The organism is Chryseobacterium sp. PTM-20240506 (genome assembly GCF_048296755.1).
GTDB lineage: Bacteria > Bacteroidota > Bacteroidia > Flavobacteriales > Weeksellaceae > Chryseobacterium > Chryseobacterium proteolyticum.
The window spans coordinates 1,688,161-1,705,116 of the sequence record NZ_CP182581.1; the positions used below are offsets into that span (position 1 = coordinate 1,688,161).

Here is a 16,956-nt window from a genome sequence, read left to right on the forward strand (position 1 = left end):
AATTTAAGAAACAGATAATTAGCATTATTTGGAGTACGGATTTTATGATATGGATGTGACCATCTTTATACAAAATCAACTGAATTTTCTACCAATTCAGTCTGCTCATTTTTTCCAAATATACCCCTATTTGTATGTTATCTTTTTGTAATATTAAAAAAACAAATCTCCACCTATTGAAATATCACATTTTTATTCATATATTTGCTTAATATTGCTAAATAATTATAAATATTTATAATTATTATCACATAGATTGTACCAGTTTTTTCATAAGAATAAAAATATAAGTTTCAGGTGTTTAATGATATTTGAAGGCTAAAAAGAGTCATTATTAAAAAATCATTACCAAATCGCCTTTATTATTAAACATATCACAGAATTAATTATTTTTATTCCATCATAACAGACGATCGTTCTATATATCGGACGTTCAGCATCCTGCTATGACATTTCCCGCCGTTTATCTCAAAAATTATAAATGTAATGAAAAATCTAATCACCATCGACTTAAAGCCCCATGAAAAGAGCAATGTAGAATGCATGCCTTATAAGCACCGCTCAATAGCATTTTGGAAAACCAATTCTTTCAAAATTAAAGAATAATCATTAAATACTATTTATTATTGAATATATAATATAATTTTACTATTTTTATTCCTCCATAACAAAACAACCGGATATAACATTAAACGTTTTACCGATTGGTTATAGGAATCCTGATCACTCAATATAAAAACGCCATGAAAAACATAACTATTATTGGGCTTACTCCTTTCGAGAAGCCGGATGCCCATCTTATATTAAAACTACACCAGGCAGGTGCATTTGCTGTTTTAAGCTTGGGACATGAGTCAGCAATCGCCCAGGCAGCACTTCATCAATTAGACCAGACCGATATACCTTCTTACGGTATTTATTCCTCCGATGATAAATTCGAATCCCTTCAAATTTCTGAAAAAGTAGAATTTGTGATCCTTCCATTTGGCACTTCCGCCAATCTCTTCCCGAATTTACCGATTGTTTATCAGGTAAGCAGTCTGGAAGAAGCCAAAGAAGCTGAACGTATGGAAGCTGCAGGTATTATTATTAAAGGAAATGAAGCCGGTGGACTTGTAGGATATGAGTCAACATTTGTTTTATTTCAGCGAATCATAAAAGAAGTAACCTCTATCCCGGTATGGATCCAGGGAGGCGTGGGACTTCATACCGCTGCTGCCGCAAAAGCACTGGGAGCAACCGGTGTTGTACTGGACAGCCAGCTTTCGCTGTTTCCGGAAAGTTCTGTTCCACAGGATCTAAAAGATCTCTGCTCAAAGCTTAACGGAACCGAAACAAAAATCATTGCTAACCATCGTGTTTTGGTAAGACCCAACTCACCTTCTTTACCGGAAAATGCCACCGCAGAAGACCTTAAAGAATTTTTCACAGATCTTGACCCGGCTAACAGCTATATCCCAATGGGACAAGATATTTCATTAGCAACAGACCTCTTTGAAGACTTCAAAAACCTTAAAAAAATGGTTTTTGGATTTAAAGAAGCCATGTATGGCCACCTTAAACAGGCAAAAGCCCTACAGGTAATTGACGAGGAAAATGCTTTAGCGAAAGAGCTAAACCTTCGTTACCCTATTGCTCAGGGCCCAATGACCCGTGTCAGTGATGTTCCTTCGTTCGCTAACGCTGTAGCTGATGCAGGCGCCTTGCCTTTCGTTGCCCTTTCTTTACTTAAAGGAAACCAGGCTAAAGATTTGGTTATGGATACTAAAAAGCTTGCGGGAGAAAAAACTTGGGGTGTAGGAATTTTAGGATTTGCCCCCCAGGAATTACGAGATGAGCAAACCTCTTATATATTGGAGGCAAAACCTCCTGTAGTTTTAATTGCCGGAGGAAGACCTGCCCAGGCAAAAATATTTGAAAAAGCAGGAATAACGACCTTTCTTCATGTTCCTTCACCGGCTTTGCTGGATATTTTCTTAAAAGAAGGAGCCCGAAATTTCATATTTGAAGGACGCGAATGTGGCGGACACGTAGGACCCCTTTCAAGCACTGTTCTTTGGGAAAAACAAATTGAACGTATATTAAAAGAAGAACACCCGGAAAATATCAGCGTCTTTTTTGCAGGTGGGATCCATAATGCATTTTCAACGGCATTTGTTTCTATCATGGCAGCACCTCTTGCAGCAAGAGGTGTAAAGGTTGGAGTATTGATGGGTACGGCATATCTTTATACCCAGGAAGCCGTAATTACAGGTGCTATTCAGGAAGAATTCCAGATACAAGCCATGCACGCAAAAGACACCGTTTTATTGGAAACCGCACCGGGACATGAAACGCGTTGCCTGAACACGGCATTTGCTCAACATTTCAGTGCTGAAAAAACAAAACTTCTGGCAGCCGGAATGGATAAAAAACAGGTTTGGGAGCAGCTTGAAAAGCTCAACGTAGGCCGTCTGAGGATTGCAGCAAAAGGAGTAGATCGTCAGGGGGATCAACTCGTTAATATTCCTAAAAATCAACAGCTGGATCTTGGGATGTACATGATTGGTCAGATCGCTACCATGCATGACCGTGTTATTTCGATTTCGGACCTTCATGAAGATGTTGCTGTAGATAATTTTAAATATATACAGGATGCCGCTTTACCGGAAGAACCATCTTCTCATGAAAAACCGCTTGACATAGCAATCATAGGTATGGAATGTATATTTCCGGGTGCAAAAAATCTGGAAGAATACTGGCGTAATATCATTTTAGGAAAAGACAGTGTAACAGAAGTACCCGATGAACGATGGAATAAAGAGCTTTATTATCATCCGGATTCAGATGGACCGGATGTATCCCATTCCAAATGGGGTGGATTCATTCCGAAAATTGATTTTGATCCGCTTGCCTTCGGAATACCTCCTCAATCTCTCGCCGCTATTGAACCTACACAATTATTAACATTACTGGTGGCCAAACGTGCCATGGAAGATGCTGGTTATGGTGAGAAACATATCAACAGAGAAAATATCTCTGTAATCATAGGAGCTGAAGGCGGTAATGACCTTGCGAACAGCTACAGTTTCAGAGGTTATTACAAACAGGTTTTCGGGGAACTTCATGATGAAGTAAAAGAAGCATTCCCAAATACTACAGAAGATTCATTCCCAGGTATTTTAGCCAATGTAATCGCCGGAAGAATCACCAACCGTCTGGACCTTGGTGGAAGAAACTTCACGGTAGATGCCGCTTGCGCATCATCTCTGGCCGCAATAGAACTGGCATGCCAGGAACTTGTATTGGGCAAATCGGATATGGTGCTGGCCGGTGGAGCAGATTTGCATAACGGGATCAACGATTATCTTATGTTCTCAAGCACACACGCACTTTCCCGAAAAGGAAGATGTGCAACTTTTGATAGTGAAGCCGACGGAATTGCCCTGGGAGAAGGGGTTGCTATTCTTGTCCTGAAACGATATGAAGATGCCTTACGTGATGGTGACCGCATTTATTCGGTAATCAAAGGTGTCGGAGGATCCAGTGATGGTAAGGCTTTAGGGCTTACTGCTCCACGGAAAATTGGCCAGGTAAGAGCACTGGAACGTGCTTATGCCCAAGCAGGTATTAGCCCTGCAGCTGTAGGATTAATAGAAGCTCACGGAACTGGAACTGTAGTCGGAGATAAGACCGAACTTAATGCATTAACCAATTTATTCAGCCGATCTGGAGCGATACCGGGCCAGACTCACCTGGGATCTGTAAAAACCCAGATCGGACATACCAAATGCGCGGCAGGATTAGCAGGGCTGATCAAAGCATCATTAGCAGTGTATCATGGTGTAAAACCACCTACCCTTCACCTTCAGCAGCCTAATGCTTATTATAATGCACAAACCAGTCCTTTTGCATTCTATGCAGAAAGCGGATTGTGGGGCGATAAAAACCGTTATGCGGGAATCAGTGCTTTTGGATTTGGCGGAACCAATTTCCATACTGTGATTGCCAATCATTCGAAACAGGAAGAGCCTGTGACCATGCAATCATGGCCATCGGAATTATTTGTATTCCGTGGAGATACTTATGAAGAAGCAAAAAGCCAGCTAAGCCAGATCACTTCTTTACTGGAAATCAATGATGATATTTCATTGAAAGATATAGCATACAGCTTAAGCGTAGGTTCTGAAAAGCCTGTCCAGTTGAGTATTGTAGCGGACACAGCTGAAGATCTGATGATGAAGATCGAGCTGATTCTGTCCGGCATCGAAACCAAAGACACTTTTACCGTTAATAAGAAAGCCGGTAAGGTAGCCTTTTTGTTCCCTGGACAAGGCAGTCAGCGTATCAATATGGCGCGTGATCTGTTTGTCGTATTCCCTGCAATGCGTAAACTTCTGGACCAGTACCCTGAGCTTGAAAAAGTAGTTTTCCCTTCTACGTCTTTCGATCCGGAAACTTTAAAGCAACAAAAAGAAACCATTAAAGATACCCGCCTGGCACAACCTCTTTTAGGAATTGTGGATCTTGCACTGGCTAAATTCCTTCAATCTCTGGGGATTGTTCCGGATATGCTGGCAGGTCACAGCTACGGAGAACTGCCTGCATTATGTTTTGCCGGTGTTTTTGAAGAAGAAAAACTTGTAGACCTTAGCAGACGCAGGGCGCATGCTATTCTGAACTCTGTGGAAGGCGGAGATCCGGGTACCATGGTAGCTGTAAGCATAACAAAAGAACGTTTATTACCGATCCTTGAAAAAACCGAAGGCTGCTATCCCGTAAACTATAATGCACCTTCCCAGTGCGTGGTTGCAGGAAGTACCAATGCAATCAATAACCTGATGACAATCCTTAAACAGGAAGGAATTTCTGCTAAAAAGCTGGAGGTTGCCTGTGCATTCCATAGCCCTGTTGTTGCCAAATCCAAAGATCTGTATACAACGGTACTCAACGATATTCCATTTGAGGAAATGCAAATTCCTGTCTGGTCGAATACTACCGCAACAGTATATCCGACAGAATCTTCAGAAATAAAGGAAAGGCTAACAGACCATCTTGTACAGCCGGTGAGATTTGTAGAGCAAATTCAGGCGATGTACGAAGACGGAGCGAGAATATTCATCGAAGTAGGACCAGGAAAAGTACTTACCGGATTAACGCAATCTTCCTTAGGTAAAGATCAGTTGACCCTGTATGTGGAAGACAACAGTCGTAATAAATTCAGCCATCTTCTGTGCATGCTTGCCCAATATTTAGGTACGGGTCGAAACTTTGACATCAGCAAGCTTTTCGATGGCCGCAATACCCGATTTATTCAGATTGACCAACCTGATCTTTATAAGAAAAACCCGGCCATCTGGCGTGTTAACGGACAAACAGCACACCCTACTACAGGTAATTTGCCTGCCAATGGTGCACTACCCATTTTAAACCCTATCCAAATGAACAACTTTACTAATAATCAAGCACCTGCAACCGAGAATTTACCCGCTGCCGAGCGTATGCTGCAGGAATATTTAAATAGTATGAAGATGATGATACAGGCTCAAAGGGATGTAATGCTTTCATTCCTGGGTCAGAATCCTCAAATTACTTCTGCTCCCGTGTATCACGCACCAGTAACAAACGGAACCAATGGAACCAACGGGGCTAACGGGGCTAACAACGTGGTTACTATACCAACTTCGCAAATCGTTACAGAAAAACCGGCAGTTGTTACTCAGACAAAACAAGCCCCAACAAAAGACGTTAAAACTTTATTACTACAGGTTGTAAGTGAAAAAACCGGATACCCGCATGAAATGCTGGGCATGGAAATGGATCTTGAAGCGGACCTTAGTATCGATTCCATCAAAAGAGTTGAGATCATAGGAACACTTCGAAGTGAGCTGGGTGCTTTATCTATGGACAGTTCTAATGAAGACACTGTAATGGAGCAACTTGCCTCTATCAAAACTTTAAACGGGCTGGTTTCCTGGCTTACGGAATTTATGGGAGCTCCTGCTGCAGTGAATACAAAAACTGAGGCCGTAGAAGTTGCAGAACCGAAAAATCAGTCTTCTTTTTCCCTGGAAGACCTTCAAAATGCAATCCTGGATATTGTAAGTGAAAAAACAGGATATCCGAAAGAAATGCTGGGACTAGACCTGGATCTTGAAGCAGATTTAAGCATCGATTCCATCAAAAGAATGGAAATTATCGGAGATCTGAAAACCAAAATAGGATTCGGACAGGATTTAGAGCAGGCAGATGACATCATGGAGAAACTGGCAGCAATTAAAACCCTTCGGGGATTGGCATCATGGATCAGTGAGCTTAATGGAAAAAGCAGTGAAGCCAGCCATGAAGCAGAAGCTAAAATTACTGAACAGATATCAGGAGAAGCTCAGGAACAGGCCATGTTATCACGTCTAAGATTTGACCTTACGCCAAGTGATGTTTTAGCAATACAAAATACAGAAACAATAAAAGGAAAACGTTTTGCCATTACTCCTGCTACGATTATAGAAACATTAGCCATTAAAAATATACTTGAAAAATGCGGAGCCATCGGTGAAGTGATCGATATGGAAACGGACCTTAAAAATTTTGACGGGCTTATCATTCTTGACATCTTCTCTTCTGAAGTAAAAAACGGCATCATTGAATATGTTGACCTTATAAAGAAGCTGGACTTCGATAAAGTAAAATGGGTATACCTGATATCCGATATTCCTGCACATCTTCAGGAACTGACCGATATTAAAGTATTACGCCATTATCAGGGATATCCAGGCTTCTTTAAGAGCCTTGCCAGGGAGTATGAGCAAACTTCATGCAGACTGATCAACCTGAGTACTCCTCAGGATCTTGATCAAATTGCAGAAATCGCGTTAAAAGAAATACTTACGACAGACAAGCCATCCGAAGTTATTTATAAAGATGACCAACGTCACAAGGTAGATATTATACCATCTCCTCTATCAACCAGCCTGGAGGAAGCACACATCCAATTGAACAAAGAATCTGTAGTGCTTGTATTAGGTGGTGGACAGGGCATCACGGCTGAACTTGTTAAACACATGTCCGAAGCCTATCCTTGCACCTATATCCTTGTTGGCCGGTCTGCAGATCCGCGAGAAGGAACGTCTGATCTTAAAGAATTGGAAACCCTGAAAACGAAAGAAGAAATCAGAAGTTACCTGATTAAAACAGGACAATTTACTTCTCCTTCAGAAATAGAAAAAGAAACGGTTAGGGTATTTAAGAGCAATCAGATCCTACGGACTATCAGAGATATGGAACAACTTGGAAGTACGGTAGTTTATCATTCCCTGGATCTTTGTGACGAAGACGGATTATGCGATCTTATCAATACTATTTATGAAAAATATGGGCAGCTGGATGGTGTGATCCACGGTGCAGGCCTTTTGGAAGACAAACTATTTAAACAGAAAACAACCAGTTCGTTCGGACTTGTATTTGATACCAAAGTAAAACCGTTACGTGTATTAGCAGAACAGCTTCGTCCGGAATGCCAGTTTGTAGTTCTCTTCTCAAGCATTGCTTCCGTATATGGAAATAAAGGGCAGACGGACTACGCAGCAGCCAATAGTGTATTGGATGATTATGCCAAAGCTCTGGATAAAAAATTAAAAGGAAAAGTGATCTCCATCAACTGGGGACCATGGAAAGGTGCCGGTATGGTTTCCTCAACCCTGGAAACAGAATATGAACGTCGTGGAATCTCTCTCATTCCATTGGATCAGGGAAAAGAAATCTTCCTTAATGAGATCAAGTACGGAACGGAAAGCCAGGTGCTGATCATGTCAGGAAATAATTGGTAAATCGCTGTATCAGATAACTATGAAAAAAACAGATATTGCTGTAATTGGCCTATCCTGTGTCTTCCCCGGAGCACAGGATGCCAACACCTTTTGGCAAAATATCATTAATAAGGTAGATTCTACCCAAACTGCACCTGCGGATCGTATTGATCCGATCCATTTCAGCGATACACCAGGTTCGGTTGACCGTTTTTATTGTCAGCGTGGCGGATTCATTCCCGATTATGAATTTGACCCCACCGCCTATGGTATTTTACCGTTAGCTGTAGAAGGCACCGAACCTGATCATTTGCTAACCCTTGATCTGGTGCAAAAAGCATTAGACGATGCCGGTGTATTCAAAAAACAGGTTTCGCTCGAAAAAACAGGAATCATCATTGGTAAAGGAAATTATACAGGCCCGGGAGCTACCCGTGCTATCGAAATCGTTAGGACCGGGGAACAAATATCTTCATTGCTTCAGGAGCTGCTTCCACAAATATCTCCTGCAGAAATTGAAAAAGTAAAACATGCTTTCCAGGAAAGAAAAGGACGCTTTGCTGCAGATACTGCAATGGGACTCATCCCTAACCTTGTTGCTTCTTTAGTGGCCAACCGGTTCAATCTGGGAGGAGCCGCGTTCACAGTAGATGCCGCTTGTGCCAGTTCTCTGATTGCAGTAGACCACGCTGTTCAGGAGCTTAACAGAGGCCGTTGTGATATGGTTATTGCCGGAGGCGTACACACCGGACAAAATGCAGCTTTTTGGAGTATTTTCGCCCAATTGGGCGCCATGTCACGCCAACAGCAGATCAAACCTTTCAGCATGGATGCCGATGGATTATTGATTGGAGAAGGCTGCGGATTTATTGTCCTGAAACGTCTGGAAGATGCCATCAGGGATCAGGATAAGATCTATTCCGTGATCAAAGGAGTTGGTGTAAGCAGTGACGGCAGTGGCACCAGTGTTATGAGCCCATCTGCAAAAGGCCAGCTGAAGGCACTACAACAGGCATGGATCAATGCAGACCTTGATGAAAAGAAAATCGGTTATCTTGAAGCCCATGGCACAGGGACACCGCTTGGAGATAAAACAGAACTTCAGACGCTCGCTCAGTTTTTTGGAAAAGAAGAATCTGCTCTTACGGCAGGTATCGGATCCGTTAAATCCAATATCGGACATGCCATGCCGGCAGCCGGTATTGCAGGTTTAATAAAAACGTGCCTGGCCCTGCATCATGATATCCTTCCTCCAACATTATATTGTGAGAATCCTATTGCCGATATGCAGCAAACCAGATTCGCACCGGTCCAGGAACCTACAAGCTGGTCTAAAACCGGCTTACCGAAAGTAGCCGCTGTTAACGCATTTGGGTTTGGAGGAATCAATGCCCATGTGGTTCTTGAAGGATACGATATGCCTAAAAAAGACCGCGTATTGCTACTGGCCAGAAAAACACATCAGGAGTTACTTTCAGCTTTACAGAATAACGAAAGTACAACCGGAGAAGGGAACTACAGAGTGGCCATGTTTGATCCTACTCCTGAAAGAATAGAAAAACTTATTAAAATTGTATCCAAGGACAAACCTTGGCGTAATAAACAGGATATCTGGTACACCAATACTCCGTTGCTTCATGATGGAGGAAAAGTTGCTTTTGTATTCCCTGGACTGGATGGACTGGCAAAAGGCGAAGTAGAAAGTGTAAGCCGTTATTTCGGATTAACAGAACCAATACAAACAGAGGGCGAAGGCTTACTTACGGACGCATTAAACATATTCAACAACTGCAGCATCCTGGATAATTCATTGAAAAAACTAGGCATAATACCGGATATGAATGCGGGACACAGTTTGGGAGAATGGCTGGCCGGCTACTCCTCTGAGCTGGCAGAAGTGAATTCTGTAAAAGCATTGATCGATGTTCTGAATCCTGAAACATTTGAACTAAAAGATTCTAAGTTTATTGCGATCGGGGCAGGTATTGATATCATCACCCCCATTATTGAAACAATTCCGAATATCTATATTTCCAATGATAACTGCCCGAATCAGGTAATCCTTTGTGGCAGTAATGCTGCACTGGAAGAACTGGTCCCTTTATTAAAAGCCCAGCAGATATTTCATCAGATACTTCCCTTCCAATCAGGATTCCATTCACCTTTTATCGCAGATAAACTGGATATAATCCTGCAGGGAATGGAAAAAGCACAATTCCAGAAAACGAAAATCCCGTTATGGTCTGCAACGACGTTGGAGCCTTATCCTTCGGACGAGGAGGCCATCAGAAAACTAAGTGCGGAACATTTGGTTCAGCCTGTACGCTTCAGGGAACTGACGGAGAAATTGTATGAAGAAGGAGCCAGATTCTTTATCCAGATAGGTACCGGAGGACTGATCGGCTTTATAGATGATACCTTGAAAGGGAGACCATTCAGTACATTAGCATCAAGTGTCGCTACCCGATCTTCTCTTGCCCAGCTACAACGTGTAGTTGCCGCATTATTTGTGGAGGGTAAAGATATTTCACTCGACTTTTTAGAAATACATCACGCTTCTAAAAAATCATCAGGTAAAGGTATTAAACTGGAATTAGGATCACCTATCATCCGTAATTTTAAAGAAGCTAAAACACTGGCTAAATCTTTTGATGTACTAGCACAAAACGGAACTTCCGCCATCGCAACGAAAAGCGGGCATCCTCTTGTGCAGGCTTTCCAGGAAAATATTGCGGATATGATCCGTATGCAAGAAGAAGTTTTAACGCTATTCCAGCACGGACCAAAGACGACAACTCAAAGTCCGGTAATTACTCAACCTAAAGCACCTGTAAGCAAGAATTTTTCAAAATCCCTGCATGTGAATCTGGATACCCATCCATACCTCATCGACCATAGTCTGCTTAGACAACCTGCAGGCTGGCCTGATGTAACGGATATGGAACCTGTGATTCCCATGACCATGATCTTTGAATTACTAGCAGAAATAGCCCAGGCTGAGATCCCGGAAATGCAGGTCCATAAAATAATGAACATTAGCGTATTCCAATGGATGAACGTAGCCAAACCATTTGAAAAAACAGTGAATGGAGAATGGCGCTCTTCAACCCACGCTTATCTTGATATAGAAAATTTCGCCAATGCTGAAGTCATATTAAGATCTTCACCTCCTGTCGTACCGGTTTTTGATCTTTCGATCGGAGATCTGCTACCCATCCATCGTACTCCTGAGGAAATCTATGATAAACATATGTTCCATGGAGATGCTTATCAGGGAATTACAGAAATTTTATCCGTTGGAAGTAAAGGTATTATAGGAACTATTAAAGGAAATGGCGGAAAAGGTTCCCTGTTGGATAATGCAGGACAGCTGTTTGGCTTGTGGCTGCAACTTACCCTTACTAAAGACAGGATTGCTTTTCCGGTAAAAATAAGGGATATTGAATTCTTCGGAAACATGGAAGGTCAGGACGGATTATTCGAATGTACCTGTATTCTTACCGATTTAAATGAGGAATTTGCCACCGCCAATATTATACTGAAAAGAGATGGAAAGGCGTGGTGTGCCATTACAGGCTGGCAGAACAGAAGACTTGAAATCGATGAAGCATTATGGAATGTTTCCATGTCTCCTCTTCACAACCGTCTTTCAGAAGAAATAGCACCCCAGGTATTTTTCTTCCATCAGGCTTATACCAGAGTGGCTTCCTGGGACTTTATCCTGAAGCGATATTTCAACCAGACGGAAAAACAATACCACCAAAAACTACTACCCAACAAGAAGAAAAACTGGATGGTGAGCCGCGTTGCCGTAAAAGATGCCGTAAGGAATTTACTCCGTGAACAAAAGAATCACGCCTGCTATCCTATTACATTTGAAATAGGCTCAGATGAACTGGGCAAGCCTTACCTCATCAGCGATTTCACACAGGATATCCACGTATCCCTTGCCCATAAAGGAAAGGAGGCTGTAGCTATTGCACGCCATGGTAAGTCCGTAGGAATTGATATGGAAACGATCGAGGAAAGAAGTTCCGGTTTCTATGATCTGGTATTCACAGATTCAGAGCTGGAATTATTAAAGGACAGGGATCAGGCGGAATGGACGACCCGATTCTGGGTTGCCAAAGAAGCCTATGGAAAGTTCCTGGGAAAAGGACTGCAAGGCAATCCTAAAGCATATGAAGTACAACTAATAAAGGATGATCATTTGTGGATCAACCAAACTGAAATAAAAACCATAAAACATCAAAATTATATTATCGGATGGACACTATGAACAACACATTAAAAATGAATCACGAGGAATTATTCATTCTTTTGAAAGGTTTTATCACTGAAGTTATAGGAGAGGAATTTGTTGAAGAGATGGATATCACTCCGGAGAGTTCATTTACTAAAGATCTTGAAATGGACAGTATAGAAATTGTCTCTTTCTCAGAAAAAATAAAAGCACATTTTGGAGATCAGATTGATTTTACAGGGTGGTTGTCTTCTATGGACCTCGACCAGCTGATCAACCTGGATCTCCGTATGATCATCAATTATATTTACGAATGCCAATAATTACAGTTGATAACAGGAAAATTCATATTCAGGAACTTAATAAAGGTGCCCGGGAAACGGTTGTGCTTATCCATGGGATGTTCAGCAATCTGTCCATTTACTATTTTAACATAGCACCCATCCTGGCACAGCATTACCACGTAGTAATGTATGATTTAAAAAGCCATGGAATGAGTGAACGTATACTCGATGGATACGATCTTGAAAATATGGCTTCCGATCTTCTTGGCCTTATTGATTTCCTTGACCTGAAAAAAGTTCATTTGGTAGGTTATAGTTTCGGGGGACTTATTGCTTTGAAAACAGCATTGAAATATGCAGACCGCATAAATCAGCTTGTAATTATGGAAGCTCCTGATCCCAGGGATGAAGAAACCCGGGGGATTATCGATCAGTACAGTAAGGAATTCCTGGAACATTATGTAGCCAATTTTACAGACACTACAAAAGTGCAGATGGGCAAAAGGCAAATGGAAAAAAATCACAGAATGTATGAATTCCTGTTTTATGAGACCAGTATCAAAGCGGATATGATCAGAGAGAAAGATTTCTTTACTGAAACCGATCTTACAAAGATAAATGTTCCGGCATTGCTTTTATATGGGAATCAGTCCAATTGTCGTCCTACGGGAGAATGGCTAGAGAAAGAACTCGGCCAGGCAAAACTTGAACTCATTCCTGGAGATCATAATATCCCGATACAGGAACCCGCTCAGATCGCTGAGGCTATTGTGCATTTTTTATCCAAATCATTATCTAAATCTAACACCTTAACACAAAATCATGGCTAAATTTGTATTTGTTGTTCCACCGTTGACGGGCCATGTCAACCCTACCCTGAGTATCGGGGCTGAATTATTGAACAGAGGACATGAAGTGGCATGGATCAGTCTTGACAAAAATCTTAATACCAAACTTCCGGCAGGAGGAGAGCTCCTGCTTATCCAATACGATCAAACTGACGAAGAAAAAAGAGATAGCGAACAGTACCTGGATATTATTTCCAAAAAAGTAGTATACGGAATAGACAGCATCAAATTTCTTTACGATGATGTACTTATCCCACTGAACAGGCATTGCTATAATGGTATTGTCCATTTACTCGATTCTTATAAACCTGACCTTGTAATCGGTGATCATCAGCTATTTGCAGCTGCTATTGCTGCAAAAAAGCTAAACCTTCCTTACAGCACTACTGTTACTGCTCCCGCTGCCATCAAAATCATGGATGAATTACCAAAGGTTCATGAGTGGGAAGTAAATAAAATCATTGAACTGCAAAAGGAACTGGGAATAATGAAAGACCATTCTTTGGCTTCCTCAGACCTCTTAACAATGGTTTTAACGTCCAGATATTTCTTTGGTGAAATGGAACTACCCTCCAATTACCAGTTTACAGGTCCTGTTCTTACGGAACGCCGGATATCCTGTGAGTTCGACTGGGAAAGGTTTAACAGCAGAACTCAAAAGAAAATTCTTGTAAGTATCGGTACGACTTTCGATCATGATCATAAAAAAGCTTTTTTCCAAAAAGTAATTGATGCATTTAAAGATGAAGACCTAACGGTTGTAGTTGTTTCAGATCCTCAGCTTTTCGACAGCTGGCCGGAAAATTTCATGGTATATCAGCAGGTTCCTCAATTGGATCTCTTGCCGCATCTTGATGGTGTCGTTTGCCATGGGGGACATAATACGGTATCCGAAACGCTTTCAAACGGACTGCCGTTGGTTGTTATTCCGATTGCCTATGACCAGTCCCATGTAGCAGGACGTGTAGTACGTACAGGAGCTGGTGAGCGTCTTAATTTTAACCGCTTCAAATCAAACCATTTAAAAGAGGCGGTACAGCAGATCCTTAACAATCCTGATTATCGTAAAGCAGCAGAAATCATCCGTCAGTCTTTTATTGAGGCCGGAGGTACGGTAACAGCTGCCAATTTACTGGAAAAAGCTATTACCGATGCCACACAAAAGATAAAATCCCGTTCGAAATTCCTGTTTGTTATCCCTCCTTTTTTTGGACATATCAGTCCTACTCTGAGCGTCGGTGTAAGCCTTATCGCAAGAGGACACGAAGTAAAATGGTTCGGGATTACCCCGCTAGGAGATGAACATATTCCGGAAGGAGGATCGTATTTCTACCCTGAAGAAGATCTTATTCCGTATCAGGATGAGATCAAACGTATTTTAAAAAGACAGGATGACGGACCCGCCTGTTCCGGGCCTGAAGTTATGAAACTGGCATTAGAGGAAACTTATGTTCCTTTTGCCAAAATGATGATGCCCGGATTAAGCCGTCTTACTGAAAACTGGAAACCTGATGTTATCGTTAATGACTGTATTACTTTCGGAGGTGCCCTTTTTGCTCATAAACACAATATTCCATGTGTAACAACTACTCCTGTCCCCCCGGATGTTATGGGAGATACAGAAAAAAGTGCTCCGAAAATATTTGAATGGCAACAAAACCTCATCAAAGATCTACAAAAAGAAGTGGGGATTGATGATGATGGAATTTTCATCCATTCCCATAAATTAAACCTTGTATTTACATCTCAGGCTTTCGCAGGTTTTGAAACAGTACCTGACCATATGAAATTTGTAGGTCCTGTGAAAGGACGTCCCAATGATGCTCCTTTTGACTGGGATCGTTTGCATGCGGCTACTACACCCAAAATATTTGTATCATTAGGAACACTCCTTGTAGACATCAGAAAAGCCTTTTTCGAAAAGATCATTGCGGCATTCGCGGATCAGCCGGTAACTATCGTTGCTGCCACGCCACCGGATATTTTTGAAGAATGGCCTTCTAATTTCATTGTAAACAGTTTTGTACCTCAATCGGCATTAATGCCTCATATGGATATGGTAATTTGCCACGGAGGTTTTAATACAGTTAATGATACATTCCGTAACGGATTACCAATGCTGATCACACCGATTGCCTACGATCATTTCCACATCGCAAAGCTCATCGAACAGGCTGGTTGTGGCAAGAGTATCCGTTATAAAAGATTACGCATAGATTCACTCCGTGAAACGGTTTTTGAATTGCTGGAAGATCCTGCTTACCGCAATGCAGCAAAAGAAGTTCAGACAACATTCCTTACTGCCGGAGGTAATGATAAGGCTGTAGAGCTACTGGAGAATTTTGTACAACAAGAACAATCAACATTAGTTTCTGTTTAAATCATGAAAAGAAGATTGTTATTTGGTGAGCGCATGTTGCTGGGGGATGGAACGGAACCCTTCAATGCAATTATTCCCTTCCGGTTAAAAGGAGATTTCAGGGAAGAAGACGTGCGGCATGCCTTATATCAGATCCAGGCCAAGCACCCTTGGCTGAGAGCACTCATCATACATGATGAAAAGAAAGTACCGTGGTTTGAAGTACCGGATCCTATTGTTCCTATTCCTGTAAGAACTGTGGTCAGAAAAGGGGAAAACGATTGGCAGGAAGAATCCATAAAGGAATGGCAAACCGTTTTTAAGTATGACCAATTTCCTCTTATCCGGTTTGTATGGATCAAGGGAGAAGGAGTATCAGATATGCTTTTTGTTTTCCATCATTGTCTGTCTGACGGTGGTTCTGCAATGGCATTTTTAGATGAATTTCTAAAGGTATTGGATAATCCATTGACAGATATTGGAACAGAGAATCCGATATTGGGAATTGAGGATGTGGTTCCATCAGCTATTTTATTGAACCGGAGACAGCGTCTGAAAGCAAAATTTATCGGGAGAGTCGCTGCCACAGCGATAAAATACATGCCCGTGAACAAAAAAGCCATTGACCGGAAAAATGACTACTTTATCCACTGGAAATTTGATCGTGAGACAAGCAGCCAACTGATCTCTTACTGTAAAGCCATGAAGGTTACCGTGAATACTTTTTTGAGCGCTTCATTACTTAAGGCTTTTAAGAAAGTAAAAGGTCCGGCGGCTTTCAATAAAGTTTCCTGTCCTGTAGATATCAGACGTTTTGCCTCACAGATAAAAGAGGATCATATCTTTGCTTTCGGGCTGATGATTACCCTGTCATCCAATGAAAAAGTGAGCTTTGAAGACAATCTGACGCTTATGCAGGAAGATGTGGAACGTAAAACATCCAAGCTTAACCCGTACATGGTAATGATGGTAATGGAGTCCGGACACGATGCCCTGAAAAACTTCACCAGGCTTCTGAAACAAGGAAGGTCTACCAATGATTGTATGTTCTCCAATCTGGGAAGGATCCAGATTCCTGAGAACTATAAAGAATTTTCCGTTGAAACCATATTCAGTCCTTCTGTAATCGGTCCTCTGGGTAATACAACAACCATGGTAACATCTACCTACAGGGGAGAAATGGATTTTTCTTTTATGGGTAGTGAGGGATATTTACCATACACTGAAGCTTTAGCCATACGTGATGAGATGATTGAGTCCATTCAACTTAAACTGGAATATGCCGAAGTATTATGATCAGATAAAAATCAGTGATATGAACTAAAAGATTGATAAAGTTACTTCTTGTCCGGTATTATTCGGGAAGCAGATGAAGTAAACGGAATGATATAAAACTAAAGAGATCCATTTTGGATCTCTTTGCAGCAGACAGCAAGAA

The 16,956-nt window shown here is 41.6% G+C and carries 6 protein-coding genes; all 6 read left to right on the plus strand.

Translation table 11 applies throughout. The features are described 5' to 3' along the window. Nucleotides 1-743: 743 nt before the first annotated feature. From ACNFU2_RS07430 to ACNFU2_RS07455, 6 genes are read left to right on the plus strand one after another with little or no spacing between them, the layout of a single operon-like run. On the plus strand, nucleotides 744-7,805 hold the full coding sequence (locus tag ACNFU2_RS07430) for an SDR family NAD(P)-dependent oxidoreductase (protein WP_418124492.1): 7,062 nt from the start codon (nucleotides 744-746) through the stop codon (nucleotides 7,803-7,805). A 19-nt stretch (nucleotides 7,806-7,824) separates the two neighbouring features. Next, nucleotides 7,825-12,063 (plus strand): beta-ketoacyl synthase N-terminal-like domain-containing protein, encoded by a 4,239-nt coding sequence (locus ACNFU2_RS07435; protein WP_418124494.1) that lies wholly within the window; start codon nucleotides 7,825-7,827, stop codon nucleotides 12,061-12,063. 14 nt (nucleotides 12,064-12,077) lie between these two features. Further along, nucleotides 12,078-12,350, plus strand: coding sequence for an acyl carrier protein (locus ACNFU2_RS07440; protein WP_273648502.1), 273 nt, complete (start codon nucleotides 12,078-12,080; stop codon nucleotides 12,348-12,350). Continuing rightward, nucleotides 12,341-13,141, plus strand: a complete 801-nt coding sequence (locus tag ACNFU2_RS07445; protein ID WP_273648503.1) for an alpha/beta fold hydrolase — start codon at nucleotides 12,341-12,343, stop codon at nucleotides 13,139-13,141. Before ACNFU2_RS07440 ends, ACNFU2_RS07445 begins: the two co-directional genes overlap by 10 nt. After that, nucleotides 13,134-15,539: a glycosyltransferase gene (locus tag ACNFU2_RS07450; protein WP_418124497.1), complete on the plus strand. Its 2,406-nt coding sequence runs from the start codon at nucleotides 13,134-13,136 to the stop codon at nucleotides 15,537-15,539. The genes ACNFU2_RS07445 and ACNFU2_RS07450 overlap by 8 nt, the downstream gene beginning before the upstream one ends. Before the next feature lie 3 nt (nucleotides 15,540-15,542). Then, on the plus strand, nucleotides 15,543-16,814 hold the full coding sequence (locus tag ACNFU2_RS07455) for a condensation domain-containing protein (protein ID WP_172279206.1): 1,272 nt from the start codon (nucleotides 15,543-15,545) through the stop codon (nucleotides 16,812-16,814). The last annotated feature ends 142 nt before the right edge of the window (nucleotides 16,815-16,956 follow it).